Raw genomic sequence first — 26895 nt, 5'->3', positions numbered from 1 at the left:
CAGGGGCTACGGCCCCGCCGCCTCGGCCAGCCGCGCCCCCAGCGCCCGCGCGGCCTCCACCAGAACCTCCGGCCCGTGCACGGTGAACGGCACCCCGGCCAGCGCCAGCCGCGCCACCAGCCACTCCGGCGAGTCCGCCGACTCGAACCGCACCCGCACCCCGCCGCCGTCCCCGCCCTCACCCCGGGCCAGGGCCCCGCCCTCACCCCCGGGAACCACATGCTCCCGCACCCACTCGGGCAACCCCCCGCCCACCGCGAAGGTGACGTCGACCCGGTACGTGGACGACGCGGACTCCCCGCCCCGCAGCCCCCGCCGCACGAACTCCTCCGCATCCATCGGCAGCTCCCGCGGAGCGAACCGCGCCCCCGTCGCGCCCGGCTCGCTCATCCGGTCCACCCTGAAGGTCCGCCAGTCCCCGCGCTCCATGTCGTAGGCCACGAGGTACCACCGGCTCCCGGTGCTGACCAGCCGGTACGGCTCCACCAGCCGCCGCGAGGCCACCCCGTCCCGCGCCCGGTAGGCGAACCGCAGCCGCTCCGGCCCCGCCACCGCCGAGGCGATCGCGGTCAGCGTCCGCGGATCCACGCTCGCCCCGTCGCCCCGCGCCACCGCGACCGTCGCCGACTGCAGCGCGCCCACCCGCCGCCGCAGCCGCCCCGGCAGGACCTGTTCCAGCTTCGCGAGGGCGCGTACGGAGGCCTCCTCCACGCCCTCGATCGCGTGCCCGGCCCCCGCCCTCAGCCCCACCGCGATCGCGACGGCCTCCTCGTCGTCCAGGACGAGCGGCGGCATCGCGGCGCCCGCGACCAGCCGGTAGCCGCCCTCCGCACCCAGCGTGGCCTCCACCGGGTACCCCAGCTCCCGCAGCCGTTCGATGTCGCGCCGGATCGTACGGGCGCTCACCCGCAGCCGCTCGGCCAGCTCGCTCCCGGGCCACTCGCGCGGGGTCTGGAGCAGGGAGAGGAGGGAGAGGAGGCGGGCCGGGGTATCGGTCATGGCCCAAAGGTTGCCAGCCAAATAGGACACCAACTGACCTAGATGCCGTCTAGGTTTCTCCTCATGAGCACCGAGACGACCCAGTCATCGCCCGAAGGAAAGAACGGGCCCGTACAAGAAGAGCGGAACGACCTTCCCGTAGAGACCACTTCGATCAGCAAGACCGGCGACGCCGACGCACCCGGCGACACCGCCGCGACCGGCGAGCCCGCGGCCCCCGCCGACCGCCGCCGCTGGATCGCCCTCGCCATCGTGATGACCGCCGCCTTCATGGACCTGGTCGACGTCACGATCGTCAACATCGCGATACCCCGGATGCGCGAGGACCTCGGCGCCTCCACCAGCGCCATCCAGTGGATCACCGCCGGCTACGCCCTCGCCTTCGCCGCCGGCCTGATCACCGGCGGCCGTCTCGGTGACATCTACGGCCGCAAGCGCCTGTTCCTCATCGGCATATCCGGGTTCACCGCGGCCTCGCTGCTCTGTGGCCTCGCTCCCAACCCCGACGTGCTCGTCGCCGCCCGCATCCTCCAGGGCGCCATGGCGGCCATGATGGTCCCGCAGGTGCTCGCGATCATCCACGTCACCTTCCCGCCGCACGAGCGCGGCAAGGTCTTCGGCCTCTTCGGCGCGATCATCGGCCTCGGCGCCGTCTCGGGCCCGATGCTCGGCGCACTGCTCACCGAGTGGAACATCGCCGGTCTCGAATGGCGCCCGATCTTCCTGATCAACCTGCCCGTCGGCATCGCGGGCGTGATCCTGGGCCGCAAGTTCATCTCCGAGTCCAAGGCCCCCAAGGCGCTGCGCCTGGACCTGGTGGGCGTCGTGCTCGCGACCCTCGCCCTGGTCATGCTGATCTTCCCGCTCACCCACGGCCGCGAGAACGACTGGCCCGTGTGGGGCTTCGTCTGCATGATCGCCTCGCCGCTCGTCTTCGGCGCCTTCATCGCCTACGAGAAGTACAAGATCCGCAAGGACGGATCCCCGCTCGTCGAGCTCTCCCTCTTCAAGGTCAAGAGCTTCGCGGGCGGTATCGCCGTCCAGCTGACCTTCGGCCTCGCGACCGGCATCTTCTTCCTGGTGTGGACGCTCTACATGCAGATGGGCCTCGGCTGGGGCGCCCTGAAGGCCGGCTCCACGGGCATCCCGTTCTCGATCGCCGTCTCGGCCGCCGCGGGCGTGTCCGTGCAGAAGCTCGTACCGCGCTTCGGCCGCAAGGTGCTCCAGGCAGGCGCGCTGACCATGGCCGCGGGCGTACTCCTCTACATCTGGGAGTCGGACCGCTACGGCATGACCATCACCTCCTGGCAGATGGCCGCCCCGCTGATCGTCATGGGCATCGGCATGGGCCTGATCGTCGCGCCGCTGACCGACACCGTGCTCTCCGAGGTGCCGCGCGAGCACGCCGGTTCGGCGTCCGGGCTGATCAACACCACCGGCCAGATGGGCAACGCGCTGGGCCTCGGCCTGACCTCCGTCGTCTACTTCGGCTTCATCGAGGACGACCGGGTCTTCGGGCCGCCGTACGTCGACGCGTTCCACAACGCCATGTGGTGGGTCGTGGCCGTCATGGTCTTGATCTTCTCCGTGATGTTCATGCTGCCGCGCAAGGCCATCCCCATCGCCGAGCGCGAGGGCGGCGCGGAGCACGCGGGCTAGTCCGCACCCTCCGCACCCCTCCTCACGGGCATGTCCGCTTCTGTTGGCGGACATGCCCGTTTGTTTTGTTTTCAGCCGCAAACGGGCGTACGATCCAAGAGAACCCACAGAGTCGGGCATCGAACGGATCTGAAACCACATGTACGCACCGGAGCGCCAGCAGGAGATCCTCCGCCTCGCCCGCGAGGCGGGCCGGGTCGACGTCCTGTCCCTGGCCGACCAGTTCCAGGTCACGGCCGAGACCGTGCGCCGCGACCTCAAGGCCCTGGACCGGGCCGGGCTCGTACGCCGGGTGCACGGCGGTGCCATACCGGCCGGCCGCCTCGACTTCGAGCCGGACCTCACCGAGCGCGAGGCCACCGCGGCCGACGAGAAGGACCGCATCGCGGCCGCCGCCCTCGCCGAACTCCCCGACGGCGGCAGCATCGTCCTCGACGCGGGCAGCACGGTGGCCCGCCTCGCGGCCGCCATCCCGGTCGACACCGCGCTCACCGTGGTCACCCACGCGCTGCCCGTCGCCGCCCGGCTCGCCGACCACACCGGCATCGACCTCCACCTCGTCGGAGGACGGGTCCGCCACCGCACCCGCGCCGCGGTCGACGCCTGGGCCCTGCGCGCCTACGCCGAGATCCGCGCGGACGTCCTCTTCCTCGCGACGAACGGCTTCACCGCCGAGGGCGGCCTGACCACCCCCGACCTCGCCGAGGCGGCCGTCAAGCGGGCCGCGATGGCGGCCGCGCGCCGCGTCGTCCTCCTCGCCGACTCCGCGAAGGCGGGCCAGGAGCACTTCGCGTGCTTCGGCACCTTCGCCGACGTCGACCTCCTCATCACGGACAAGGGGCTCAGCCCCGCCCACAAGGCGGCGATCGAGGCCGCCGGTACGGAAGTTGTGCTCGTATGATCCTCACCGTCACCCCCAACCCCTCCCTCGACCGGACCTACGAGGTCCCCTCGCTGGACCGCGGTGAGGTACTGCGCGCCACCGCCGACCGGGTCGACCCCGGCGGCAAGGGGGTCAACGTCTCCCGCGCGGTGGCCGCCGCGGGCGTCCGTACGACGGCGGTCCTGCCGCTCGGCGGCACGCCGGGCACGATGATCGCCGAACTCCTCGGCGCCCAGGGCGTGGACGTCACGGCGGTCTCCATCGCCGGCCGGACCCGCTCCAACATCTCCCTCGCCGAACCGGACGGCACCCTCACCAAGATCAACGCCACCGGCCCGGCACTGACCGCGGCGGAATCGGCGCTCCTCCTGGAAACGGTCCGCACCTGCTCGGGCGGCGCCGACTGGATCGCCTGCTGCGGCAGCCTCCCGCGGGGCCTCGCCCCCGAGTGGTACGCCGACATCGTGACCCGGGCCCACGCCGCGGGCACCCGCATCGCCCTGGACACCTCCGGCCCGGCGCTGCTCGCGGCACTGCCGGCCCGCCCGGACGTGATCAAGCCGAACGCCTCGGAGCTCGCGGCGGCGGTGGGGCGGCCCCTGGCCACCCTCGGCGACGTACTCAAGGCCGCGGAGGAGCTGCGCTCGCTGGGCGCGGGCGCGGTCCTGGCCTCCCTCGGCGCGGACGGCCAGCTCCTGGTCTCCGAGGAGGGCACCTACTACGGCACGGCAGCCGTCTCCTCGGTCCGCAGCAACGTCGGCGCGGGCGACGCCTCCCTCGCCGGCTTCCTGATCGCGGGAGGTGCGGGGCCCGCGGCCCTGGCCTCCGCCCTGGCCCACGGCGCAGCCGCGGTCCAGCTCCCCGGCAGCGCCATGCCGGCCCCCTCTGACCTGCGCCCCGATTCCGTCCACATCACCCAGGACCTGCCCCTGGACCTTCCTCTGTCCGAAATGAGCGACGAGCGATGAGCGAGATGACGCAGAGCCCTCTGCTGGCTCAACTGGTTGACCTCGACCTGTCCGCCGAGTCCAAGGAGGGGGCGGCACGTGCCCTCGCCGAACGGATGGTCGCGCTGGGCCGGGTCACCGACCTGGACGGCTTCCTGGCCGACGTGGCCGCGCGCGAGGCCCAGATGCCGACCGGCCTGGAGGGAGGCATAGGCATCCCCCACTGCCGCTCCACCCACGTGACGACCCCCACCCTGGCCTTCGGCCGCTCGGCCTCCGGGATCGACTTCGGCGCCCCGGACGGCCCGGCGGACCTGATCTTCCTGATAGCCGCCCCCGCCGGCGCGGACGACGCCCACCTGACCATCCTCTCCACCCTGGCCCGCCGCCTGATGCGCCCGGACTTCGTAGCCGCGCTCCGCGCGGCAGGGACCCCGGAGGAAGCCGCGGCCCTGGTCGCGGGCGAGCCCGCGGCTGCCGGGTCCGCTGCGCGGAGCTCCTCCCCCACCCCGCCCCTTCCCGAAACTGGGGCTCCGCCCCAGACCCCGGCAGATCCAGCCTCGCCGGCGGTTGAGGCGCGGGGGTTTGGGGGCGGAGCCCCCGAAGGGGTCGCGGCGCAGCCCGCGACCGGGGGCCTGGGGGCGCAGCCCACAGTTTCGGGAAGGGGCGGGGTGGGGGAGAGCCCCGCAGGGCAGCCGTTCCGGATCGTGGCCGTCACGTCCTGCCCCACCGGCATCGCCCACACCTACATGGCAGCCGAGGCACTCCAACAGGCCGCCGCCGAGGCGGGAATCGAGCTCATGGTGGAAACCCAGGGCTCGGCCGGCTTCACGAAGCTGACCCCCGAAACGATCGCCGCTGCCGACGCGGCAGTCTTCGCCCACGACGTCCCGGTCAGGGAAAGGGCCCGCTTCGCCGGAAAGCCCACCGTCGACGTAGGCGTCAAGGCGGGCATCAACCGCCCGGCGGAACTCCTCCAGGAGGCCCGCGCCAAGGCGGAACGCGGCGAGATCATCACCACCCCGACCCCGGTCGAAGAGGCCGGGGAAGAGCAGGACGGCTACGGCGCGAAGCTCCGCACCTGGCTGATGTCCGGCGTCAGCTACATGGTCCCGTTCGTCGCCGCGGGCGGCCTCCTCATCGCCCTGGCCTTCGCCATCGGCGGGTACGAGATCAACACCGCCCCCTCGGTCGCCGAGCACTTCGTGTGGACCGAGGCCGTGAGCTGGGCCGCGCTGCTCTTCCAGACCGGAGGCCTCGCCTTCGGCTTCCTGGTCCCCGTCCTCGCCGGCTACATCGCCTACGGCATGGCCGACCGGCCCGGCCTGGTCCCCGGCTTCGTCGGCGGCGCCGTGGCCCTCACCATCAACGCCGGCTTCCTCGGCGGTCTGATCGCCGGCCTCATCGCGGGCGGCACCGTCCTCGCCGTCCAGAAGGTGAAGATCCCCGTCGCCCTGCGCGGGATCATGCCGGTGGTCGTCCTGCCGCTGATCGGCTCCGCCGTCACCGCGTTCCTGATGTTCCTGGTCGTCGGCAAGCCCGTCGCCTCGCTCCAGCAGGCCCTCACCGACTGGCTGTCGGGCCTCTCCGGCGCCAACGCGATCATCCTCGGCGTCATCCTCGGCCTGATGATGTGCTTCGACCTCGGCGGCCCGCTCAACAAGGTGGCCTACGCCTTCGCCATCGGCGGCCTCGCCACCCCCAACGAGGGCAGCCTCAAGGTCATGGCCGCCGTGATGGCCGCCGGCATGGTGCCGCCGCTGGCGATGGCGCTGGCCACCACGGTCCGCGGCCGGCTCTTCTCCAAGACCGAGCGAGAGAACGGCAAGGCCGCCTGGTTCCTCGGCGCCTCCTTCATCAGCGAGGGCGCCATCCCGTTCGCCGCGGCCGACCCGCTGCGCGTCATCCCGGCCGCCATGGCCGGCGGCGCGGTCACCGGAGCCCTCTCGATGGCCTTCGAGTGCACCCTGCGGGCCCCGCACGGCGGAATCTTCGTCATCCCGCTGATCGGCAACCCGCTGCTCTACCTGATCGCCATCGCCGCCGGTACGGCCACCAGCGCCGGCCTGGTCATCCTCCTCAAGGGGATGCGCAAGCAGGACGGGACCCCGCAGTCGGCCGGGGCGGCCGAAGCGGCTCCCCTGCCGGAACCGGCGAAGGTCACCGTCGCCGCCTGACCGCCGTCCCCGTCCCGGTCCCCGTCACCTCACCCGCGCGCGGAGCTCCATGGCTCCGCGCGCGGCCGATTCGGTCTCGTAGACCTCGCACATGTGCCGCCCGTCCGGCGTCACCGTGTGCTCGACCTCCCACAGGCTGAACTCGCTCCCGTCCAGCAGGACGAAGGAGTGCTCGTACAGGCTGAAGCCCGCGTCCCGCCCGTCCGCCAGGCACTGCCGGGTGCCGAACACCTGCGTGATCTGGTGCGCGTAGGCCGACCGCAGGAGCAGGGCCACCGGCTCGCCCGGCCGGTCCGGGTTCTCCGCGCGGCGCAGCACCCGGCGGGCGTGGTCCGCGGACTCCTCCACCCCGTACTCGCGGTGCCGCTGGGCCGGGGTCGGATTGGTGAACAGCGCGCTCAGCACGGCGATGTCGCTGTCCGGCTCTTCCTCCACCATCACCTCCACGAGGTCCCGCGCCACCTGCGAGGGGACCTCGCCGAAGAGCCGGGCCGCCGTGAGGCAGGTCTCCGCCTTGCTCGCGAAGACCTCGTACCGTATCGAGCGGTCGGGGTCCTGACGGTGCGCCAGCTCCCACAGGACCACGGAGTCGCCGTCGGACAGCAGGTAGGCGTGCCGGTGTATCTCCCGCCACGGTCCCGCCGACGGGCTGCGGCGGGTGGTGTGCAGCGAGGACCTGTGGGCGAGCGCCGTGCGCAGCCGCTCGATCAACTCATCGGACAGGTCGAAGGAGTTGAGGGCGCGGCCCAGGAGTCGATCGAGGTGCGCCTCGGTTGTCTCGTGTGGATCGCTCAAGGTGGGTCTCCAGGCCGTCGCAGCTTGTCACTTCGCGGAAGCTCAACGTAGCCCCTGGGTCTGACATCACGTCCGGGGTTCGGTAAAACGTCCGGGAAGCGCCAGGGGTTCCAGCCACCCCTTCAGGTCAACCTCCATGTCGATGAGCATGGTTGGGCCGGATAGCGGGCACAAGGGCGGGAGCATGACCGTATGGCAACAAATACCGTGGGCGTCCCCCGCCAGCAGGCCCGGCCCCACAACCGCAAGGACACAGAACCGATCGCAGCCCCCCGCGCGCTGGCCTGGCTGCTGCTGCTCACCGGAGCCGCCGGAGTGCTGGCCGCCTGGGTCATCACCCTGGACAAGTTTCTGCTGCTGGAGAACCCGGACTTCAAGCCCGCGTGCAGCCTCAATCCGGTGGTCTCCTGCGGCAGCGTGATGAAGAGCGAGCAGGCGGCGGCCTTCGGCTTCCCGAACCCGATGCTGGGGCTGGTCGCCTACGGGGCGGTCGTGTGCGTCGGCGCCGGCCTGCTGGCCGGGGCCCGCTACCGCGGCTGGTTCTGGCTCGGTCTGAACGCCGGCATGCTCTTCGGCGTCGGATTCTGCTCCTGGCTCATGGTCCAGTCGCTCTACGAGATCAACGCGCTCTGCCTGTGGTGCTGCCTGACCTGGCTGGCCACCCTGCTGATGTTCTGGGCGGTCACCGCCCACACCGTCCGTACGGGGATCCTCCCGGCACCCGCGCCGGTGCGGAACTTCTTCGCCGAATTCGGCTGGGTCCCGCCGGTCCTGCACACCGGCGTGATCGGGATGCTGATCCTGACCCGGTGGTGGGACTTCTGGACCGGCTGAGGGCGCCGGACGACGCACGAGGGCCCCGGCAGCTGGACGCTGCCGGGGCCCTCGTCACTTCACACCGCTTCTTCGAACGCGTCGCTCCACGGGCGCCAAGCGCCCGGACCGTAGATCGGGAGCGGAGATCAGCTGCCGATGGCGCCGTTGCCCGAGAGGACCGGGATGTTGCTGAGGATGTGCGAGAGCGGCTCGTCACCCTTGGCCTGGGTGGAGTTCTCGGTGCACTGCTGGTTCTGCGGGTTGGACAGGACGTTGATGTCCTGGACACCGACGTTGACCAGGGCCAGGATCGACTGGGCGTTGACCTTCGCCGGCAGACCGATGCAGGGCTTGTTCAGGGTGCCCTGGACGACGCCGAGCTGCGGGCTCATGTCACCGTGGGTCTTCTGGTTGCCGTACGCCTGCACGGCACCGTTCCCGTTGACGGTGTTGATCCCGTTGTCGTTGCCGATCGCCATGGCGGGGGCGGCAGCAGCGGCGCCCGCGCCGACGGCGGCGGCGGTGACCGCGGCAGCAGTCATGATCTTCTTGAACATTTTGATCCTTTTGTCGCACGAGTGCCCGCTAGTGGAGCGCCCTGATCAACTGCCTTCGCAGAGCGTTGGTTCCGCTGCTTCACTCAAACGGCCTGTCTGCGGGCAGGTTTTCCCCGGGTGGGGTGAGCCGCCCCCGGACGCGTGCGCGAAGCCCGTACGCACCCCGCAGCGGCGTACGGGCCCCCGCTCTCGTGTTGCGCTCCGTGGAACCCCTTCGCACGGTGGGTAAGGAAGCGGATCGCTCGGGTCCGCTTCTGATCGACCACCAGAAGGAACACCCATGCACCGCACCAAGGCCTCCCGCATCCGCGTCCTCGTCCCGTCGGCCCTGGCGGTCGTCATACTCACCGGCGCGGCAGCTCCCGCGGGCGCCGCGGAAGGTGCCGGATCCGCCGCGAACCGCGTGGCGGCGGCCCAGGAGGAGATCAGCGAGAGGGTGGCGGCGGCGGGTCCCGTCGAAGACGCCCTCGCCGCGGTCTCCAAGATCCTGGCGGAATTGACCAAGAGCCTGGGCACCCTGCTCCCGGGGATCAAGATCCCCGAGATCAAACTGCCCGCGCTCCCGGCCCTGCCGCAGCTCCCCGCCATCCCCGGGCTCCCGGACCTGCAGCTCCCGGCGATCCCGGCGATCCCGGCGATCCCGGCGATCCCGGCGATCCCGGCGATCCCGGCGGTCCCGGCCGTCCCGGCCGTTCCGGAGATTCCCGACGTCCCGATCCCCGACGTCCCGATCCCCGACGTCCCGATCCCCGAGGTGCCGATCCCCGAGGTACCGGCGCTCCCGGTCTCCGAACCCGCGGCCCCGCCCGCAGCTTCGGTGCCGGCCGTGCCGGCCGTGCCGGCCGTGCCGGCGGTACCCGGGGTACCGACGGGCCTCGTCCCGAAGATCCCGTCGTTCGCCGAGTTCCTCCCGTAGGGACCCGGATCCGTACACGGATCCGCACGCGGTTACGACTATTGGGCTGAACAGGTCTGATCGCGTGCGGAACCGTGTCGTCTGGGAAGGTGGACCGTTTCGCTCGATGTGAGCCCCGGAATCGGGGCAGAACATCGAAGAGAAGGTGCACTTCCCATGAACACTGCCAAGAAGGCCGCCCTGGTCCTGGCCACCGCTGGTCTCGCTGCGGCCGGTGCCGCCGGCTCCGCAATGGCCGACTCCAAGGCCGAGGGCGCGGCCGTGGGTTCCCCCGGTGTCCTCTCGGGCAACCTGGGACAGGTCCCGGTCCACGTTCCGGTCAACGTCTGCGGCAACTCCGTGAACGTGATCGGCGCGCTGAACCCGGCGTTCGGCAACGTCTGCGTCAACGACTGACGTTCGACGCAACACATGACTGTGGGCGCCACCGGCGAGGCCGGGGGCGCCCACAGTCGTGTCGGCAGGAGAACGGGCCGGACCGTCAGTGCTTGGAGCCGCCGTTGAGCTTCACTCCGCCGAGCAGCGGAGAGGCCTGGGTGGCCCCGTTGGCGAGGTTCATCACCTCGGCCGGAGCGTCGTTCTTGACCCCGTTGACCTTCTGGACGGTGGTCACGACCTTCTCGACGCTCTCGCCCTGCTCGGCCAGTCCGTTGCCCACGGTCTGCGGCAGCGCCGCCGATACGGGGTTCACCGAGTCGGTGACCGCCGTCAGCCCGCTCGTCAGGCTCATGGGGACGGCCGGCGCCTCGGTGGCGGCGAAGGCGGGAGAGGCGGCGCCGAGGGCGGCGACGGAGCCGACGACGACTGCGGCGACCTTCGAGAGCTTCATTATCAAAATCCTTTTCCATGGGTGACCGGTGACGACCGGTGGCGACCGTCGCGCCACTTTCGACGTGGTTAACGATTCCCCGGCGCCACGGAAACGCGGAACCGAACACGGCAACGGCCGGAGAATCCGACAAGGGACTCTCCGGCCGATATTTCTTCTGATTACCGGTATTGCCGTCAGGCGGCGCTACGGGACCTGCGGTACAGAATGGCGCCGCCCAGGACGAAGGCCGAGGCTAGGGCCGCGGCGCCTGCGGGCGCTCCGGCGCCGGTCGCCGCCAGCTCCTGCCGCGCGGGGGCCGCCGCGACGGGGACGGCCTCGGGGGCGGGCGCCGGTGCGGGCGCGGGCGCGGGAACCGGGGCCGGGGCGGGTGCCGGTGCGGGCAGCGGTGCCGGGGGGAGCTCGACGGGCAGGTCACCGGCGGGGGCGGCCGGCGGCTGGTCGGCCGGGGGCACTACGGGCGCCGGGTGCTCCACGACCTGGCTGCCGTGCGGGGGCATCGGCGCGGGAGCCTCCTCCGCCGGAGCGGGCGCGGGAGCCGGAGCGGGGAGCGTGTGCGGAGCCTCCTCCACTACGGGCGCGGGCGCGGGGGCCGGCGCCGGAAGCGGCTGCGGGGCCTCCTCGACCGGCTCCGGTACGGGCTCCGGCTGGGGCGCGGGTGGCTGCTCCACGGGCGCGGGAGCGGGCGCGGGCGCCGGAGCGGGCGCCGGGTGCTCCGCCTCGGGTGCGGGCAGCGGCTGCGGCGCGGGAGGCGCCGGCGGCGCGTGCTGCGGGGCCGGGGCCGGGGCCGGGGGCTGCTCGGCGTGCGGAGCCGGCTCGTGCTGCGGCCGCGGCTCGGGACTCTCCGGGGCGGGGTGGTCGTCGCACTCCTCCTCGCCGGACTCGCCCGACTCGCCGGAGTCTCCGTAGCCGCCCTGCTGCCCGGACCCGTGGTCCTCGTGGCCGCCCTGCTGCTCGGGTCCGCGCTCTCCGTAGCCGACCTGCTCCTCGCGCTCCTCGTGCTGGTCGCGCTGGTCGACGTAGCGGCGGACCTGCTCGGCCTGCTGCGGGCTGAGGTAGCGCTCGTAGTCGGGCCCGGCGTCGGAGCCGGTCGTGGTGGCGCAGTTGTTGCCCATGGCGGGGTTGAGGCCCGCCCCGGCGTCCACGGTGTTGCCGCACACGTTCGGCGAGAAGGTGATCGGTACCGAGACGCTGTTGCCGGCCAGCACGCCCGGTGAATGGGAGGCCTCGGCCATCGCCCCGGGTTGCGCGTAGGCCGCGCCGGTCGCGATCGACAGCAGACTCGACGCGGCGGCCGCGGTGAGCACCCCCTTGCCCAGTACCTGTCGGCTCAGTACCTGTCGCATGGGTCCTTCCCTGTCTACCGGCCCTGCGGCCGGTGCTGAATCGAAGGTGGCCTCGGAGTGCACCGCCGTGCACTCCGAGGCCACCCCGAGGAGGTCTGCCCTTGCGGGCACAGGCGCTTCGTCAGGCGTTGACGCAGGTGTTGCCGAACGAGGGGTTCAGCAGCGCGATCACGTTGACGGTGTTGCCGCAGACGTTGACCGGGACGTGGACCGGGACCTGGAGCACGTTGCCGGAGAGGACGCCCGGGGAACCGACGGCCTTGCCGTCCGCCGCCGAGTCGGCCATGGCGGGGGAGGCGGCACCGGCGGCCATGAGAATGCCGGCGGCCAGCACCACTGCCTTCTTGTACGTCATTTGTTTTCGTTTCCTTCCCGCAGAGGTCTATCCGCTGCAGAAATAACAACGAGTGGATCAGGGAAAAGAAACCGGGGATTTTTGTGCGGCTCCGGCCAATTCACTCAGATGCTCGTGCGTCCTGAATTGTGGCCGGATTCTTACCGGCCCCCTATTCGGTTCCCGACATGCGGCGGGGCCGCCGCGACCCGAAGGTGCGACGGCCCCACTGGCGCGGTGCTGTGTCAGCTGCCGGCGGAGCCGTTGCCGGACAGGACCGGGATGTTGCTGAGGATGTGCGAGAGAGCCTCGTCGCCCTTGGCCTGGGTGGAGTTCTCGGTGCACTGCTGGTTCTGCGGGCTGGACAGGACGGGGATGTCCTGGACGCCGACGTTGACCAGAGCCAGCACGGACTGGACGTTGGCCTTGGCGGGCAGGGCGATGCAGGGCTTGTTGAACGAGCCCTGGATCAGCGCCATCTGCGGGCTCATGTTGCCGTAGGTGGCCTGGTTGCCGTAGATCTGCGAGGCCCCGTTGCCGTTCACGGTGTTGATGCCGTGGTCGTTGCCGATGGCCATGGCCTGCGGGGCCATGGCGGCACCCAGACCGACGAACGAGGCGGCAACCGCTGCGCCGGCCGCAAACTTCTTGATCATGATGGTCCCTTTTTTGCAGGATTGCCCGGTACTCAAGCACTCGGATCAACGGCGCAACCGCGGTTTGGGTTGCGTGTCTTCACTCGGATGCCGAAGTTTCGGGCGGCACGGTTGACGTCAGGCGTTGACGCAGGTGTTGCCGAACGAGGGGTTCAGCAGGGCGATCACGTTCACGGTGTTGCCGCAGGCGTTCACCGGGACGTGGACCGGGACCTGGAGCAGGTTGCCGCTCAGGACGCCGGGGGACTCACCGGTGAAGCCGTTCGCCGTCGCGCCGTCGCCACCGTGCGCGGAGGCGAGGCCCGCGCCGCCCATCAGCAGCGCGGTGCTCGCGACCGCCAGGGTGGTGCCGCGCACCAGCCTCTTCTTCATCTCGGCTTTTCCTTTCCGTTCGAACAATGGTGCAAGCCATAACGACCCGCCCGTCTCCAGGGTGCGTGTTATCGCCCAAAAGGCCGTATGAGCGAGTCCGGCGTGATTTCCCTCCGGACTTCTGACAAAGTTCACTCCTGTTTTGTCCCCTTGATCGAAAATGGAGACAGGGTCATGGGTTCCTCCCGCAGAATCCTCGGCACGCTCGGTCTGCTGTCCTGCCTCACGCTTTCGGTGAACCTCCCCGCCGCGAGTGCCGCCGCCGCGCCGCCGGGCGCGGGGATTCCGCTGGTCAAGGAGGCGCCCCGGGTTCCGTTCACCCAGCGTTACCAGGCCGTGCAGCACGGCGGCCTGGTCCGGGCCTCGAACTCGTCCATCGGCTGCCGCACGGTGGAGTCCGAGCAGGCCGAGCCGTGCGCCGCGGTCAACAAGGGTGCGGCCGGGACCAACGGCGACTACGAGATGTTCTACGACGAGGTCGACAAGGACCCGGACACCTACAACTCCACCCGGGCCGAGCTCAAGGTCCCGGCCGGCGCGAAGGTCTCGTACGCCCGGCTGTACTGGGGCGGGAACCTGCGGGTCGGCGAGCAGAAGCCGCCGGAGGACAACGGCCGGGTGCTCGTCGCCGAGCCGGGCGGCGCGTACAAGGAAGTGCTGGCCGATACGGCGATCGGGCATCGCAGCGACGCGGCCGGCGATGCCTACCAGGCCTCCGCCGACGTGACCCCGCTGGTCCGCAAGGGCGGCGCCGGGATGTGGACGGTGGCCCAGCTGAACATCGCCATGGGGCACTCGGACATGGGCGCCTGGGGCGGCTGGACGCTGGTGGTGGCCTACGAGCACCCGCAGGAGCCGGTGCGCAGGGTCTCGATCTGGGACGGCTTCGAAGGGCTGGCCGCGGGGGCCGGCGAGGCGGCGGGCGAGACGGTGGAGCTCACCGGTCTGGACGCGGCGCCCGGGGCGCAGGGGCGGGCCGGGGTGGTCGCGTACGACGGCGACCGCGGAACGCTCGGGGATTCACTCACGGTGACCGCCGACAGCGGGCGCCGGGTCAGTCTCAGTGACGGAGAAAATCCTTTTAATGATGTTATGAATTCCACGATCACGGAATTCGGAGATCACTCGTTCGTGCGACAGCCCGAACATATGAATAACCTCGGATATGACGCGGACGTGTTCGATCTGAGCCCCGCCCTGTCCGGTGGCGCCCGCAGCCTGACCTTCGGGTTCACAGGCGAAAACCAGGGTCATTTCCTCGGTGTGCTCTTCGTTCAGACAGACGCGCGCCGCTGAACGCAGGAGACCGCTCCACGTGCCGAAACAGCCTTCTTCACCCTCTCCTTCTCCCTCCCCCTCTCCCTCGCCTTCACGGCCTCCGGTCGTCCTCCACCTCGTCCAGCCGGTCGAGGGCGGGGTCGCCCGCGTCGTCGTCGACCTCGTACGCGCCCAGTCCGCGGCCGGCCTGCGGACCTACGTCGGCTGCCCGCGCGGCGGGCAGCTCGCGGACGCCGCACGCGAGGCCGGGGCCGAGGTGCTCACCTGGCGCGCCGGGCGGGCCCCCGGGCCGGGCCTGGCCGCCGAAGTCCTCGGCGCGCGCCGCCTGATCGGCCGGGTCCGGCCCGACGTCCTGCACGCCCACAGCGCCAAGGCCGGACTCGCCGGGCGGCTCGCCGTGCGCGGGGCCGTCCCGACCGTCTTCCAGCCGCACGCCTGGTCCTTCGACGCCGTGGGCGGGGCCACCGCCGCGCTCGCGCTGCGCTGGGAGCGCTTCGGGGCCCGTTGGGCCGACCGGGTGCTCTGCGTCAGCGAGGCCGAACGCCGCACCGGCGAGTCCGAGGGGATCACCGCCCGCTGGTCGGTGATCCGCAACGGCGTCGACCTCCGCCACTTCCGCCCCGGCGGCCCCGACCCCGTCCAGGACAAGGCCCGGGCCCGCGCCGAACTCCCGCTGCCCGCCGCCTTCCAGGGGGACGGGCCGCTCGCCGTCTGCGTCGGCCGGCTCTGCCAGCAGAAGGGGCAGGACGTCCTGCTCCGTGCCTGGCCGGAGCTGCTCGGAGCCGTTCCCGGAGCCCGTCTCGTGCTCGTCGGGGACGGCCCCGACATGGAACGGCTGCGCCGCGGGGCCCCGCCCTCGGTCCACTTCGCGGGGGCCGCCTTCGACATCCGGCCGTGGCTTCGGGCCGCCGATCTCGTTGTACTGCCGTCGCGGTGGGAAGGCATGGCGCTCGCCCCGCTCGAAGCCATGGCCTGTGGCCGCCCGGTTCTGGTCTCCGACGTCAGCGGTGCCAGGGAGAGCCTCCCGCCCGGCCAGGGACGGCTGTGCCTGGTGGAACCGGAGGACCCGACGGCGCTGGCCAAGGCCCTGGGCGGGCTGCTCTCCGAGCCGCGGCTGCTCGCCGCACTCGGGGAGCAGGCGGAGCGGCACGCGCGGATGGAATTCGACGTGCGGCGCACCACGGACGCGGTCACCGGTCTGTATCACGAACTGCTGGGCAGGCCCCGGCCCTTGAACCAGGAGCGCATCAGCCGATGACGATGGACAGCGCACCCGCCCGGCACACCGGGCCGGGCGGTACAGGGCCCGGCGGCGGCATCAACGGCATCACCAGTACGACCGTGAGCGCCGCCGGCGCCGCCGCCGCGAGCAGTACGGCCACCAGCACCGCCGCCGGCGTCACCGCCGTCCGCCGTTCCGTGACCGCCATCCACCCCCCGCGCGGACCCAAGGCCGACCGCGCCCGGGCCGCCGTACGGCCGGGGCGGGCGCGCCGCCGGGACGGGATCGCCCCGCTGCTGGCCGCCGACGCGTTCGCGGCGGCGGCGACGGTGGCGGCGCTGCCCGGAGCGGAGCTGCCCCTGGCGGCGGCCGCTCCCCTCGCCCTGGCCCTGGTCGCGCTGCACGCGCAGGCCGGGCTGTACCGGCCGCGGCTCGCCCCCTCCGCCCTCCTCGAACTGCCCGCGCTCGCCGGGCGGGCCGCCGCGCTGTGGTGCGCGGCCGCCGCCGTGCTGGCCGCCGCAGCCCCGGGCGAGGCCCTGGGCTGGAGCGTGCTGCTCGGCGCCGTCTGCGTCCAGGTCGTACTGGCGTGCGCGGGGCGCGGAGCCGTCAACCAGCTCCGCCGCCGCACCCGCGCCCGCCGTCCCGCCTCCGCCCTGGTCGTCGGGCCCGGTGCCGGGGCGAGCGCGGTCGCCGCCGCCCTGCACGGGCGCCCCGAGTACGGGCTGCGCCCCGTGGGGCTCGCGGACACCGGGCCCGACGGCGAGGGGGCCGCGGGAGTTCCCGTACTGGCCACCCACGAGGACATCCGGCGGGCCGTCATCCAGAACTCCGTCCGGCACGCCGTCTTCACCCGCCCGCCCGAGGCGGACGAACGCACGGCCTCCCTGGTCCGGCTCTTCCACGACCACGGCTGCCGGCTCTGGCTCGCCGACCCGGCGGGCACCGCCAAGGTCACCGGGATGCGCGTCGCGCAGCCCGCCGACCAGCTCTGGGGGTACGCCGTCCAGCCGCTGCTGCCGCGTCCGGCCCGGCCGGTCGAGCGGTACGTGAAGCGGGTCATCGACTCCTCGCTCGCCGCGATCGCGCTGCTCGCCGCCGCACCCGTGATGGGAGCCTGCGCGCTGGCCGTACGGGTCTCCGACGGGCCCGGGGTGATCTTCCGGCAGGAGCGGGTCGGCCTGTACGGACGCCCCTTCACCCTGCTGAAGTTCCGCACCCTGCGCGCCGACGCGCACGAGTCCGCCACCCGCTGGACGGTGGCCGGCGACTGCCGGATGAGCCCGATCGGCTCCTTCCTGCGCAAGTCCTCGCTGGACGAGCTGCCGCAGCTGTGGAACGTGGTCCGGGGTGACATGAGCCTGGTCGGTCCGCGCCCCGAACGGCCCTTCTTCGTCGCCAAGTTCAGCAGCGTGCACCCCGGCTACGAGGCCCGGCACCGGATGCCGGTCGGCATCACCGGCCTCGCCCAGATCAACGGGCTGCGCGGGGACACCTCCATCGAGGACCGGGCGCGCTTCGACAACCACTACATCGACACCTGGTCGCTGTGGCAGGACCTGTGGATCCTGGCCCGCACCGCGGCCTCCTTCTTCCGCTTCCGGCTGGGGGGCAGCTAAAGCATGAGCCTTGCCGCACCGACGTCCTGGGCCCGCCCGGACACCGCCGATCTGCTGCGCCGGCACTGGCCGCTGCTGCCGCTCGCCGCGACCGTACTGGCCCTGCTGGTCCCCGTACCGGCGGGTGACGCCACCGCCTCGGGGAAGGTCGGTCCGGCCGACGCCGCCTCGCTGCTGCTCGTGTTCGTCTGCGGGATCCAGGCCCTGCGGGGCCGGGTCCGGCCGCTGAGCCCGCTGGGGGTGTTCGTCCTCGGCCTGCCGGCCGTGGGGCTCGCCGTCGCGACGGTCACCGCGGGGGACCCGTACGCGGCCCTGCCCGGGTTCGTGCGCTACCTCCAGGTGTTCGTGCTGGTCCCGGCGGCGATCGTGCTGCTGGTGCGCAGCGCCTCGGAGTTCCGGCTGGCCGCGGGGTGCTTCGTGGTGCTGGCGCTGGTCCAGGGCGCGGTGGGCGTGGTGCAGTTCGCCACCCACACCGGGGCCTCCTACCAGGGCGAGGACATCCGCGCCGTGGGCACCTTCGGACCCGGGGACGTCATGGGCATGGCCACGGTCGTGGCCTACGGCCTCGTCGTCGCGACGGCCGGCGCGCTCGCGCCGGGGCTGCCGGCGCGGGTCCGGCGGGCCTCGGGAGCGGCGGCGCTGGCCCTGGTGCTCCCGCTGGTGCTGTCCTTCAGCCGGGGCGCCTGGATCGCGACCTTCGCCGCGGCCGGGCTGGTGATGGCCCTGGCCGGGATCCGGCGGGCCCTGAAGGTGCTCCTCGCGCTGGCCGCCGCCGGGGTGGTGCTCGTGGGCGGGTTCGGCGTGGGCTCCGCGATGGTCGCGGAGCGGCTGACCTCGATCACGCAGGTCTCCGACGCCCCCGACCAGTCGGTGACCGACCGCTACACGATGTGGGCCGCGGCCGGGTCGATGTGGCGCGAGCGGCCGGCGGTGGGCGTGGGGCTGAAGGGCTTCCCGGCCAACCGGGACTCGCACTCCGGGCTGGCGCTGTCCTCCGGCAGCGACACCGCGGGCGCGGGCCAGGGGTACATCCGCCAGCCGCTGCTGTCCCCGCACAACATGTACCTGCTGGTGCTGAGCGAGCAGGGGCTCATCGGGCTGATCGCCCTGGCGGGCGGCTGGCTGGCCCTGCTGGTGGCGGGCCTGCGGCGGTGCCTGTCGGGAGCCTCCGCGGTGCGGGACTGCGGACTGGTCGCGATCGGCCTGCTCGTGTGGCAGCTCACCGACTTCCTCTACGCGGACATCGGGGGCCCGTCGACCGTCCTGACCGGAGTGATCATCGGTCTCGCGGCCTGGTGGGCGCTTCCCTCCGGCGGCGCGGCGGGTGACCTCGACTCCGGCGGTCGTGTCCGCGGTCGCGGTCGCGGCGCTGTCCGTGCCCGTGGCCGGGGGCGGGCCGCCGTGGCCGCCCCTGCCCGGGCCGCGGTCCCCGAGGGTGCGGCCGGCCGGTGACGGACACGACGCCCTGGCGGCGGCCCGCAGCCGCGGCGACCGAGGTCGCCGCGGCTGCGGGCCGTCCGCCGCACCCGCACGTACCCCCCGCCGCGCCGGTCACGGGACCGGACGGGACCGCGAGCCGCGTGGCCGCCTCGGGCGGGCCGCTGTCCGCCGGACGCGGCGCCGCGCACGTGGGCGTTCCCGTCCCCGCCGGCGACGCCGGAGCGGGCCGTGTGGTGGCCACCGGCCGCCCCGGCCCGGGACTCGACCGGGGCGCCGCCGCTCCGGGGCCGGGCCCTGCCGGGTCCGGGGCCTTCGGGACCGCCTCCCCGGGCGGGGAGCCGGGCACCGCGGAGGCGGTGCGCGGGCCCGTACTGGGCGCCGCGGCGGCCGGGTCCGTACGGACCGGGCCGGGCCGGGATCCCGGTGCCGCGGCCGGGCGGGACGACGGGGCGCACGCGGCGGCGGGGGGCGGACACCGGGGCGGCGGCCCCGAGGCGGCGGCCGACGGGGCCCGTTCGGGTGGCGGCGCGCTCGCCAAGGCGGCCGCCGTCACCGCCGGACTCACCGCGGCCGGGGCGGTGTTCGGGCTGGTCCGCGACCAGACCATCGCGCACCTCTTCGGAGCCGGGCACGACAGCGACGCCTTCCTCATCGCCTGGACCGTCCCCGAGATGGCCTCGACGCTGCTCATCGAGGACGCCATGGCCCTGCTGATGGTGCCCGCCTTCAGCTACGCCCTGGCCCGCCGGGCCTCCAGCAGGGCCGGGCTCACCCGGCAGGAGGCCCGCGCGCAGGATCCCGTACGCCTCCTCGTGGGGGCCACGCTGCCGCGGCTGCTGGTGCTCCTGGCCGCCGTGGCCTCCGTGCTCATCGTCGCCGCGCCGCTCGTCGTGGGCGTGCTCGCGCCGGGGCTGCCCGACCCCGGGCTCGCCGTCGAATGCACCCGGTGGACCGCCCTGACCGTGCTGTCCTTCGGCGTCGCCGGCTACTTCAGCGCCGCCCTCAGGGCGCACCGCTCCTTCGTGCCGCCCGCCGCCATCTACGTGTCGTACAACGTCGGCATCATCGGGACCATGGTCGCCCTGCACGCCCTGTGGGGGGTGCGCGCCGCCGCCGCCGGGGTCGCCGTCGGCGGAGTGCTGATGGCCCTGGTCCAACTGCCCGCCTTCATCCGCAACGTGGGCTTCGGACCGTCCCGGGCCAAGGGCGCCCCGCGCAGCCAGCGCGACCGCGACCGGCCGACGCTGATCGCCTTCGGGGTCATCGCCCCGGTCATCTTCTTCGCCGTGTTCCGGCAGTCCCAGGTGCTCGTCGAGCGGTTCCTCGCCGCCGGACTGCCGCCCGGCGCCATCTCGCACCTCAACTACGCCCAAAAAGTCGCGCAGATGCCGATGGTGCTCTCCCTGATGATCTGCACCGTCACCTTCCCCGTCGTCGCCCAGGCCATGGCCGGCGGGGAGCGGGAGAAGGCCCGCAGGCGGGTCGAGCAGGACCTCGCGCTCGCCTCGCTCGCCGTCCTCATGGGTACCGCACTCGTCATCGGGTACGCCCCGCAGATCATCCAAGTCCTCTTCGAACGCGGGGCGTTCACCCCCGCCGACACCAAGGCCACCGCCTCCGTCATGCGGATCTACGGCCTCGGCCTGCTCGGCCACTGCCTCGTCGGGGCGCTCTCGCGGCCCTTCTTCTCCACCGCCCGCCCCACCTGGTTCCCCGCCCTCGCCATGGGCGCCGGACTCCTCGTCAACATCGTCGCCGGAGCCTTCGCCGTCGGCTGGTGGGGGACCTACGGGATCGCCGCAGCCAACGCCGCCGGCATCACCACCACCGCCGTACTGCTCCTCACCGGCCTCGGCTCGCGGATCATCGCCATCCAGGTCCGCCGGGTCGCCATCAGCATCGGCCGGCTCTCCGTCGCGGCCCTCGCCGCCTGCGCCACCGGCTGGATCGCCGGGCCAATGATCCCCGACCCGCTGGTCAGCGCCGCCCTCGGCTGCCTGCTGGTCCCGGCCATGTTCGGAGCCACCGGCATGGCCATACGGGCCCTGGAGGTCACCGCCCTGCCGGGCCAGCTCGCCCAGCTCACCGCTCACCTCACCTCCCAGCTCACCCAGAGGTTCCGCAATGTCCGCTGACACCGAACGGGCGCGCCCCGCCGCCGCGGCCCCCGCCCGCCGCACCGGCTCGCCGTGGGTCCTGATGTACCACTCCGTCGCCGAGTTCACCGACCCCGCCGAGGACCCGTACGGCATCACCGTCACCCCGCACGCGCTGGAGGCCCAGCTGCTGTGGCTGCGCTCCCGGGGGCTGCGCGGGGTGTCCGTCGGCGAGCTGCTGTCCGCCCGCGCCGCCGGGCGGGGCGCCGGACTGGTCGGGCTCACCTTCGACGACGGCTACACCGACTTCCTGACCCGCGCGCTGCCGCTGCTGCGCCGCTACGACTGCACCGCCACCCTCTTCGTGCTGCCCGGGCGGCTCGGCGTGGACAACGTCTGGGACCCGCTGGGCCCCCGCAAGCCCCTCCTCACCGCCGAAGGCATCCGCGAAGTCGCCGCCGCCGGACAGGAGATCGGCTCGCACGGGCTGCTCCACCAGGACCTCACCGCGGCCCCCGACGACGTACTGGCGCAGGAGCTGCGCGGCAGCCGCGAGCTGATCCGGGAGCTGACCGGGACGCTGCCCGCCGGATTCTGCTACCCGTACGGGCACCTCGACGCGCGGGTCGTCGCCGCGACCCGGGCCGCCGGATACGGGTACGCCTGCGCCATCGACCCCGGCCGGCTCGCCGGACCCCACGCGATGCCCCGTACGCACATCAGCCAGGCCGACGGCGGCCCCCGCCTGCGGATCAAGCAGGTGCGCCACCAGGTGCGCGAGCTGCGGCGGACGGTGCACCTGTGAGCCCCGGGAAGGTGCTGCACGTCATCACCGGACTCGGAGTCGGCGGAGCCGAACAGCAACTGCGGCTGCTGCTGCGGCACATGCCGATGCGCTGCGACGTCCTGACGCTGACCAACCCCGGACCCGTCGCCGAGGGGCTGCGCGCGGACGGGGTCCGGGTCGTCCACCTCGGGATGCGCGGCAACCGCGACCTGGGGGCCGTACCGAAGCTGGCCAAGTTCATCCGCAGGGGCCGCTACGACCTGGTCCACACGCACCTGTACCGGGCGTGCGTGTACGGGCGCCTCGCGGCCCGGCTCGCGGGCGTACGGGTGAGCGTGGCGACCGAACACTCGCTGGGAGCCGCCGAGATGGAGGGGCGGCCGCTGTCGGGCGGGGTGCGCGCCCTGTACCTGGCGAGCGAGCGGCTGGGAGCCGCGACCGTCGCCGTGTCCGACACCGTGGCGGCCCGCCTGGAGGCCTGGGGGGTGCCGGCCGGGCGGGTGCACGTGGTGCCGAACGGGATCGAAGCCGTGCGGTTCCGCTTCGACGAGGGCGTACGGCGGGCCACCCGGACCCGGACCGGGCTGCCCGAGCGGGCCTTCGTGGTCGGCGGCGTCGGCCGGCTGGTGCCGGGCAAGCGGTTCGACGTCCTGGTCCGGGCGGTGGCGGCGCTGCCCGGCGCGCACCTGCTGCTCGCCGGGGACGGGCCGGAGCGGGCGGCACTGCGCCGGCTCGCCGCGGAGCTGGGGGCGCAGAGCCGGATCCACCTGCTGGGGGAGCGGGATCCGCTGGGCGATTCCGCCGACGGGCGGACCCCGGGGATCCCGGCGCTGCTCGCCGCGATGGACGTGTTCGTGTCCCCCTCGAAGGAGGAGGCCTTCGGGCTCGCGGTGATCGAGGCGCTGGCGGCGGGGCTCCCGGTGCTGCACGGCACCTGCCCGGCGATCGACGACCTGCCCGCGGCGCAGGCGCCGGGGGCGCGGCGGATCGGCACCGGCACGGAGGAGCTCGTCGCTGCGCTGCGGGGGCACATGGAGGCCGGCGTGCGGAGGCTGCCGCCGCCCGGGGTGGTGCGGCGCTACGACATCGGCCGGAGCGCGGAGCAGTTGCTTCGGGTGTACGACCTGGCGATGGCCGCTTCGCCGGCCGGGTCCCGGGGTGCGGCGCCGTTGCCGGGGACCAGTCCCCGGACCCCTGCTCCTCAAACGCCGGAGGGGCTGGATTTGGGCTCGGCCGGGCTGGATCTGGCTCCGGCGCGTTCGGGCCGTGCGGCGCCGTTGCCGGGGACCAGTCCCCGGACCCCTGCTCCTCAAACGCCGGAGGGGCTGAGTTTGCCCGTCGCGGGCCGGGATGTGCCCGTCGCCGGTGGCGACATCGGCTGATCCGTACCCGCAGGGGTCCGCACCGGGCCCCGAAGCAAGCACCCGTCCACCAGGAAAGAGGTACGCACATGGCGGACACCGCCGACCAGAAGAAGTCCACCCACCGGCGCCGGGTGCGGCTGCTGTCGCCGCCCGCGTGGTGGCCGCTGCCCGCCGCCGCGTTGCTGGGGCTCGCCGCCGGCGGGGCGTACGGGGTGCTCAAGGCGCCCGAGTACGCCGCCACCAGCTACGTCGTCGCGGTCCCCGACGACACCACCGAGCCGGCCACCGCCCTCGGCTTCGCCCAGGCCTACGCCCGCATCGCCACCAGCAGTTCGACCCTCGCCTACGCCCAGCCCCGCGCGGGCATCGGCGTGGCGAAGCTGCGGACCCAGGTGCGCGCCGAGACCTCCCCGGAGTCCCCGATGATCGCCATCACCGGCACCGCGAAGAGCGCAGGTGAGGCCGCCGACATCGCCAATGCCGTGGCCGACGCCCTGTCGCTGAGCAGCAACCAGGCCGCCAAGAACACCGGCGTGCAACTGCTCCTCTTCAACCAGGCCGTCGCGCCCAGCGACCCCGCCTCCGCGTCCCCCGCCCTCAGCGGTGCGGTCGGGCTGTGCGCCGGCGGGCTGCTGGGCGGGCTGTGGCTGCTGGCCCGGCCGACGGCCGCCCGGCGGCGCGGCGAGGGTCCCGTCGAGGTGAGCGTCACGGAGACCGCCGCGGACAGCGTCGAGGAGTACGCCTCGCTGCCCGCGCAGGGTGAGCCGGCCGCGGCCAAGGAGAAGGAGTCGGTGCGATGACCTCCGGCTCCGCCGGGGCCCTGTCGGTGACGCTGTGCCGCGATCCCCGGCAGTTCGCCGCGCTGGAGGAGCCGTGGAACCGGCTCGCCCGCGCCTGTCCCACCGCCACTCCGTTCCAAAGCCATGCCTGGCTGCACTCCTGGTGGCTGTCCTACGGCAAGGACGGCCGGCTCCGCATCGTCCTGGTGCGGCGCGGGGAGGAGCTGGTCGGCGCGGCCGCGCTGATGCTCGTACACCGGCCGCTGCCGCTGCTCGTGCCCCTCGGCGGGGGCATCACCGACTACTTCGACGTGCTCGTGGCCGCGGAGTACGCCGACCAGGTCGTCCCGGCCCTGGCCAACGGTCTGCACCGGGCCGCCCGGGGCGCGGTCGTCGACCTGCGCGAGGTGCGGCCCGGGGCCGCCGCCGAGGCCGTGTACGCGGCCTGGCCCGGGATCGGCAGCAAGCTCACCGACTCCACCTGCATGGAGCTGCCGGCCATGCCCTTCGACGAGCTGGTCAAGCGGATGCCGTCCTCCGGCGCCCAGCGGGTGCGGGCCAAGCTCCGCAAGACCGACGCGGCGGGGATCGAGGAGCACGAGGTCACCGAGCAGGAAGTGCCCCGCGCGGTACGGACCTTGCTGCGGCTGCACGAGAAGCAGTGGCGGGGCCGCGGGGTGACCCCCGAACACCTCAAGCCCCGCTTCGCCGAACACCTGACCCGGGCCACGCGGCGGATGGTGCGCGCGGGGGAGGGGCGGCTGGCCGAGTTCCGGCTCGACGGGAAGGTGGTGGCCGCCAACCTCACCCTGCTCTCCGGCGCCCTCAGCGGCGGCTACCTCTACGGAGCCGATCCCGATCTGCGGGACCGGAAGGTGGACGTGGCCACGCTGCTGCTGCGCTACGAGACCACCCGCGCGCTCGCCGAAGGCCGCCCGGTGGTGAGCTTCCTGCGCGGCAACGAGCCGTACAAGAACCACTGGCGGCCGCGGACGGTGGTCAATCAGCGCTTCCTGATGGCCACGGCCGCGCTCGCGCCCCTGCTGCGGCTGCACGAGTCGCAGGTGGCGGGGCGCGAGCGGGCGGTGGACGTACTGCGGGAGGCGTTGCCGGCCGCCAGGGACTGGCGGGCGCGGCTCAACGAACTGCGGGTCCGATGACCCGGACTCCCCGCCTAGAAGGGCCAGAAGCCGGTCTCCTTGCCCCAGTCGACCTTGACGCAGACCGACTGCTTGCCGACCAGCTTGGAGAGCCACTCGCCGAAGTTGATCGGCACGCACCACTCCGTGCTGTTGACGGGCGGTACGGGCGGCACGGGCGTCGTCGGCTTGGGCACCGGCGAAGGCACCACGGGATCCGGCTTGGGCACGACCGGGCTGGGGCTCGGGCTCGGGACCTCCGGGACGACCGGGCTGACCTGGGGGGACGGGACCAGCGGGCTCGGCTCGACGGGGCTGGGCACGGCCGGGCTGGGGACGGCCGGGCTGGGCTCGACCGGGACCTCCGGGCTCGGGACCACGGGCGAGGGAGTCGGGACGACCGGGCTCGGGACCAGCGGACTGGGCTCGACCGGGCTGGGCTCCACGGGGCTCGGGACGGCCGGGCTCGGGACCAGCGGGCTGGGCTCGACGGGGCTGGGCTCGACGGGGCTGGGCTCGACCGGGCTGGGGGTGACCGGGCTCGGGGCGACCGGGCTCGGGACCTCCGGGCTGGGGAGCACGACCGGCGGGGTGACGACGGGCGGGGTGACGACCGGCGTCGGGATCTCCGGCGTGGGGATCTGCGGGGTCGGGACGACCGGCGTGGGCACCACGGGGGTCGGGACGACCGGCGTGGGCACCACGGGGGTCGGGACGACCGGGGTCGGGATCACCGGGTCGGGCCGCTGCTGGGTCAGCGCCTCGCGGAAGACCTTCGTCGAGGCCGGGTTCTGCTTGCACTGCCAGACGCCGTGCGGGCAGTAGTCGGTGATGGTGTGGTAGAGCGGCTTCTGCTTCTGGATCCACTGCAGCATGCGCCGCATGTACTCCGGGTTGTCCCCGTTGCGGAACAGCCCCCACTCCGGGTACGAGATCTCTTTGCCGTGTGCCCGCGCGAAGTCGACGTGCTGCTGGAGCCCGTACGGCTGGCTGATCTGCTCGTCGAAGTTCCGGCCGGGACCCTGGTCGTACGAATCCATCCCGATGATGTCGACCACGTCGTCGCCCGGGTAGCACTTGGTCCAGCCGATCGCGTCCGTGCCGCGGTTCGGGTTGAAATCGAACTTGAACTTCTGGCCGGGCACGGAGCGCATCGTGTTGACGACGCGCTTCCAGTACGCCTTCCAGTTCTCCGGGTCGGGACCGCAGCGGTGGGTGTACGTGGTGCCGTTCATCTCCCAGCCGAGCACGATCACCGTGTCCGGGACGCCCAGCGCCACCAGCCGCTCGGCGAGCTTCTTGAAGTGCCGGTCGTACTGGCCGTCCGCGCCCGCCCGGATCAGCTGGACCACCTGGTAGTCGGGGACCCGGGCTTCGTTCCGCTCCTGCATGGGCACGTTGAGGACGAACAGCCGGTCGTCCCGCTGGCGCCGCCACTGCGCCCAGTCGTCGAGGAAGCTGACGTTGCCCTCGATGCCGGCCCACTGGTCGCCGGGCAGATAGGTGTGCCCGACCCGGATCTCCTTGCCGCCCAGCCAGTTCGACAGGAACGGGATGCGGGCCACTCCGGGCGGCCCGTAGTCGAGGTAGGCACCCATGGCGATGTCGGACCCGGTGCTCTGCTCCTCGGGTGCCGCGAGGGCGGCCCCGGTGGCGAGCAGTCCGGCCGTCACCGTTCCGATGCAGGTGCTCGCCAGTCGGCGGCGTGGTCTGGGCATGGCGTCTCCCGAGCTTTCCTGAATCGGTGTGCTTACCAAAGACGTTAGGCATCACATCTGACGAATGGCCTGTCCGGTGACCTCTTCCTAGGCCATTCGCACGTGCGCACCCTCCCCGCTTGGTCCGACTAGGTGAAAGACACCGTTCCCATGCACGCGCATCCCAGCCA

General features: G+C 73.0%; 25 protein-coding genes. 16 read left to right on the top strand and 9 right to left on the bottom strand.

The features are described from left to right. Positions 1-6 precede the first annotated feature (6 nt). A complete protein-coding gene (locus tag ACODT5_RS34095) occupies positions 7-999 on the bottom strand; it encodes a helix-turn-helix transcriptional regulator (protein ID WP_422522939.1) in 993 nt (330 codons plus the stop codon). A 63-nt stretch (positions 1000-1062) separates the two neighbouring features. On the opposite strand from ACODT5_RS34095, the gene ACODT5_RS34090 reads away from it, so the two are divergent. The 4 genes from ACODT5_RS34090 (at position 1063) to ACODT5_RS34075 (ending at position 6665) form a co-directional block, all read left to right on the top strand. After that, positions 1063-2658: an MFS transporter gene (locus ACODT5_RS34090; RefSeq protein ID WP_422522938.1), complete on the top strand. Its 1596-nt coding sequence runs from the start codon at positions 1063-1065 to the stop codon at positions 2656-2658. Positions 2659-2797: 139 nt separating this feature from the next. After that, a complete protein-coding gene (locus tag ACODT5_RS34085) occupies positions 2798-3559 on the top strand; it encodes a DeoR/GlpR family DNA-binding transcription regulator (RefSeq protein ID WP_422522937.1) in 762 nt (253 codons plus the stop codon). Beyond that, positions 3556-4509, top strand: coding sequence for a 1-phosphofructokinase (pfkB, locus tag ACODT5_RS34080; RefSeq protein ID WP_422522936.1), 954 nt, complete (start codon positions 3556-3558; stop codon positions 4507-4509). The genes ACODT5_RS34085 and pfkB overlap by 4 nt, the downstream gene beginning before the upstream one ends. Continuing rightward, the gene (locus ACODT5_RS34075; RefSeq protein ID WP_422522935.1) at positions 4506-6665 is read left to right on the top strand and encodes a PTS fructose transporter subunit IIABC; all 2160 of its coding nucleotides are present in this window, start codon (positions 4506-4508) and stop codon (positions 6663-6665) included. Before pfkB ends, ACODT5_RS34075 begins: the two co-directional genes overlap by 4 nt. A gap of 24 nt (positions 6666-6689) precedes the next feature. Here ACODT5_RS34075 and ACODT5_RS34070 read toward each other — a convergent pair whose 3' ends face one another. Next, positions 6690-7460, bottom strand: coding sequence for a DUF6227 family protein (locus ACODT5_RS34070; protein WP_422522934.1), 771 nt, complete (start codon positions 7458-7460; stop codon positions 6690-6692). A 192-nt stretch (positions 7461-7652) separates the two neighbouring features. On the opposite strand from ACODT5_RS34070, the gene ACODT5_RS34065 reads away from it, so the two are divergent. Continuing rightward, positions 7653-8294 carry a vitamin K epoxide reductase family protein gene (locus tag ACODT5_RS34065; RefSeq protein WP_422522933.1) on the top strand — a complete coding sequence of 214 codons (642 nt, stop codon included), beginning with the start codon at positions 7653-7655 and terminating at the stop codon, positions 8292-8294. 128 nt (positions 8295-8422) lie between these two features. On the opposite strand, the gene ACODT5_RS34060 is transcribed toward ACODT5_RS34065, so the two are convergent. Further along, positions 8423-8833 (bottom strand): rodlin, encoded by a 411-nt coding sequence (locus tag ACODT5_RS34060; protein ID WP_422522932.1) that lies wholly within the window; start codon positions 8831-8833, stop codon positions 8423-8425. A 280-nt stretch (positions 8834-9113) separates the two neighbouring features. Here ACODT5_RS34060 and ACODT5_RS34055 point away from each other — a divergent pair, with 280 nt between their 5' ends. Beyond that, positions 9114-9749, top strand: coding sequence for a hypothetical protein (locus ACODT5_RS34055; protein ID WP_422522931.1), 636 nt, complete (start codon positions 9114-9116; stop codon positions 9747-9749). Positions 9750-9905: 156 nt separating this feature from the next. Continuing rightward, positions 9906-10145 (top strand): chaplin, encoded by a 240-nt coding sequence (locus tag ACODT5_RS34050; protein ID WP_250737633.1) that lies wholly within the window; start codon positions 9906-9908, stop codon positions 10143-10145. Between the two features lie 85 nt (positions 10146-10230). Here ACODT5_RS34050 and ACODT5_RS34045 read toward each other — a convergent pair whose 3' ends face one another. The 5 genes from ACODT5_RS34045 to ACODT5_RS34025 all read right to left on the bottom strand — a co-directional run bounded on the left by ACODT5_RS34045 (position 10231) and on the right by ACODT5_RS34025 (position 13286). Beyond that, positions 10231-10578 (bottom strand): hypothetical protein, encoded by a 348-nt coding sequence (locus ACODT5_RS34045; RefSeq protein WP_422522930.1) that lies wholly within the window; start codon positions 10576-10578, stop codon positions 10231-10233. Between the two features lie 176 nt (positions 10579-10754). Then, positions 10755-11924 carry a chaplin gene (locus tag ACODT5_RS34040; RefSeq protein WP_422522929.1) on the bottom strand — a complete coding sequence of 390 codons (1170 nt, stop codon included), beginning with the start codon at positions 11922-11924 and terminating at the stop codon, positions 10755-10757. A gap of 121 nt (positions 11925-12045) precedes the next feature. Next, entirely contained in the window at positions 12046-12279 is a 234-nt protein-coding gene (locus tag ACODT5_RS34035; RefSeq protein WP_388498117.1) for a chaplin, read from the bottom strand. Between the two features lie 224 nt (positions 12280-12503). Continuing rightward, positions 12504-12914, bottom strand: a complete 411-nt coding sequence (locus ACODT5_RS34030) for a rodlin (RefSeq protein WP_383956745.1) — start codon at positions 12912-12914, stop codon at positions 12504-12506. A gap of 117 nt (positions 12915-13031) precedes the next feature. After that, a complete protein-coding gene (locus ACODT5_RS34025; protein WP_422522928.1) occupies positions 13032-13286 on the bottom strand; it encodes a chaplin in 255 nt (84 codons plus the stop codon). 174 nt (positions 13287-13460) lie between these two features. Between ACODT5_RS34025 and ACODT5_RS34020 the strand changes: the two genes are divergently transcribed. The 9 genes from ACODT5_RS34020 (at position 13461) to ACODT5_RS33980 (ending at position 25028) form a co-directional block, all read left to right on the top strand. Next, positions 13461-14582 (top strand): DUF3344 domain-containing protein, encoded by a 1122-nt coding sequence (locus ACODT5_RS34020; protein ID WP_422522927.1) that lies wholly within the window; start codon positions 13461-13463, stop codon positions 14580-14582. 19 nt (positions 14583-14601) lie between these two features. Next, complete coding sequence (locus tag ACODT5_RS34015; protein WP_422522926.1) at positions 14602-15822, top strand: glycosyltransferase; 1221 nt, start codon at positions 14602-14604, stop codon at positions 15820-15822. A 2-nt stretch (positions 15823-15824) separates the two neighbouring features. Continuing rightward, positions 15825-17402, top strand: coding sequence for an exopolysaccharide biosynthesis polyprenyl glycosylphosphotransferase (locus ACODT5_RS34010; RefSeq protein ID WP_422525126.1), 1578 nt, complete (start codon positions 15825-15827; stop codon positions 17400-17402). Between the two features lie 3 nt (positions 17403-17405). After that, on the top strand, positions 17406-18854 hold the full coding sequence (locus ACODT5_RS34005; protein ID WP_422522925.1) for an O-antigen ligase family protein: 1449 nt from the start codon (positions 17406-17408) through the stop codon (positions 18852-18854). A 344-nt stretch (positions 18855-19198) separates the two neighbouring features. Beyond that, complete coding sequence (gene murJ / locus ACODT5_RS34000) at positions 19199-20977, top strand: murein biosynthesis integral membrane protein MurJ (RefSeq protein ID WP_422525125.1); 1779 nt, start codon at positions 19199-19201, stop codon at positions 20975-20977. After that, positions 20967-21743: a polysaccharide deacetylase family protein gene (locus ACODT5_RS33995; protein WP_422522924.1), complete on the top strand. Its 777-nt coding sequence runs from the start codon at positions 20967-20969 to the stop codon at positions 21741-21743. Before murJ ends, ACODT5_RS33995 begins: the two co-directional genes overlap by 11 nt. Further along, positions 21740-23107, top strand: a complete 1368-nt coding sequence (locus tag ACODT5_RS33990; protein WP_422522923.1) for a glycosyltransferase — start codon at positions 21740-21742, stop codon at positions 23105-23107. The genes ACODT5_RS33995 and ACODT5_RS33990 overlap by 4 nt, the downstream gene beginning before the upstream one ends. 68 nt (positions 23108-23175) lie before the next feature. Further along, positions 23176-23889: a YveK family protein gene (locus tag ACODT5_RS33985; protein WP_422522922.1), complete on the top strand. Its 714-nt coding sequence runs from the start codon at positions 23176-23178 to the stop codon at positions 23887-23889. Continuing rightward, the gene (locus ACODT5_RS33980; RefSeq protein ID WP_422522921.1) at positions 23886-25028 is read left to right on the top strand and encodes a GNAT family N-acetyltransferase; all 1143 of its coding nucleotides are present in this window, start codon (positions 23886-23888) and stop codon (positions 25026-25028) included. Before ACODT5_RS33985 ends, ACODT5_RS33980 begins: the two co-directional genes overlap by 4 nt. Before the next feature lie 14 nt (positions 25029-25042). Here ACODT5_RS33980 and ACODT5_RS33975 read toward each other — a convergent pair whose 3' ends face one another. Continuing rightward, complete coding sequence (locus ACODT5_RS33975; protein ID WP_422522920.1) at positions 25043-26725, bottom strand: glycoside hydrolase family 26 protein; 1683 nt, start codon at positions 26723-26725, stop codon at positions 25043-25045. Positions 26726-26895 lie beyond the last annotated feature (170 nt).

The organism is Streptomyces tatrensis, assembly GCF_049310065.1.
Taxonomy (GTDB): domain Bacteria; phylum Actinomycetota; class Actinomycetes; order Streptomycetales; family Streptomycetaceae; genus Streptomyces.
The sequence above is the reverse complement of the archived record's forward strand: the minus strand, read 5'-3'. Positions and strand labels throughout refer to the sequence as shown.

Coding starts and splice junctions, on each gene's coding strand:
- ACODT5_RS34075 (WP_422522935.1), top strand. CDS start 4,506: ATGAGCGAGATGACGCAGAGCCCTCTGCTGGCTCAACTGGTTGACCTC.
- ACODT5_RS34020 (WP_422522927.1), top strand. CDS start 13,461: ATGGGTTCCTCCCGCAGAATCCTCGGCACGCTCGGTCTGCTGTCCTGC.
- ACODT5_RS34005 (WP_422522925.1), top strand. CDS start 17,406: ATGAGCCTTGCCGCACCGACGTCCTGGGCCCGCCCGGACACCGCCGAT.
- ACODT5_RS34035 (WP_388498117.1), bottom strand. CDS start 12,279: ATGACGTACAAGAAGGCAGTGGTGCTGGCCGCCGGCATTCTCATGGCC.
- ACODT5_RS34040 (WP_422522929.1), bottom strand. CDS start 11,924: ATGCGACAGGTACTGAGCCGACAGGTACTGGGCAAGGGGGTGCTCACC.
- ACODT5_RS34090 (WP_422522938.1), top strand. CDS start 1,063: ATGAGCACCGAGACGACCCAGTCATCGCCCGAAGGAAAGAACGGGCCC.
- ACODT5_RS34085 (WP_422522937.1), top strand. CDS start 2,798: ATGTACGCACCGGAGCGCCAGCAGGAGATCCTCCGCCTCGCCCGCGAG.
- ACODT5_RS34010 (WP_422525126.1), top strand. CDS start 15,825: ATGGACAGCGCACCCGCCCGGCACACCGGGCCGGGCGGTACAGGGCCC.
- ACODT5_RS33985 (WP_422522922.1), top strand. CDS start 23,176: ATGGCGGACACCGCCGACCAGAAGAAGTCCACCCACCGGCGCCGGGTG.
- ACODT5_RS34095 (WP_422522939.1), bottom strand. CDS start 999: ATGACCGATACCCCGGCCCGCCTCCTCTCCCTCCTCTCCCTGCTCCAG.
- pfkB (WP_422522936.1), top strand. CDS start 3,556: ATGATCCTCACCGTCACCCCCAACCCCTCCCTCGACCGGACCTACGAG.
- ACODT5_RS33975 (WP_422522920.1), bottom strand. CDS start 26,725: ATGCCCAGACCACGCCGCCGACTGGCGAGCACCTGCATCGGAACGGTG.
- ACODT5_RS34045 (WP_422522930.1), bottom strand. CDS start 10,578: ATGAAGCTCTCGAAGGTCGCCGCAGTCGTCGTCGGCTCCGTCGCCGCC.
- ACODT5_RS33995 (WP_422522924.1), top strand. CDS start 20,967: ATGTCCGCTGACACCGAACGGGCGCGCCCCGCCGCCGCGGCCCCCGCC.
- ACODT5_RS34060 (WP_422522932.1), bottom strand. CDS start 8,833: ATGTTCAAGAAGATCATGACTGCTGCCGCGGTCACCGCCGCCGCCGTC.
- ACODT5_RS34025 (WP_422522928.1), bottom strand. CDS start 13,286: ATGAAGAAGAGGCTGGTGCGCGGCACCACCCTGGCGGTCGCGAGCACC.
- ACODT5_RS34050 (WP_250737633.1), top strand. CDS start 9,906: ATGAACACTGCCAAGAAGGCCGCCCTGGTCCTGGCCACCGCTGGTCTC.
- ACODT5_RS34055 (WP_422522931.1), top strand. CDS start 9,114: ATGCACCGCACCAAGGCCTCCCGCATCCGCGTCCTCGTCCCGTCGGCC.
- ACODT5_RS33980 (WP_422522921.1), top strand. CDS start 23,886: ATGACCTCCGGCTCCGCCGGGGCCCTGTCGGTGACGCTGTGCCGCGAT.
- ACODT5_RS34030 (WP_383956745.1), bottom strand. CDS start 12,914: ATGATCAAGAAGTTTGCGGCCGGCGCAGCGGTTGCCGCCTCGTTCGTC.
- ACODT5_RS34065 (WP_422522933.1), top strand. CDS start 7,653: ATGGCAACAAATACCGTGGGCGTCCCCCGCCAGCAGGCCCGGCCCCAC.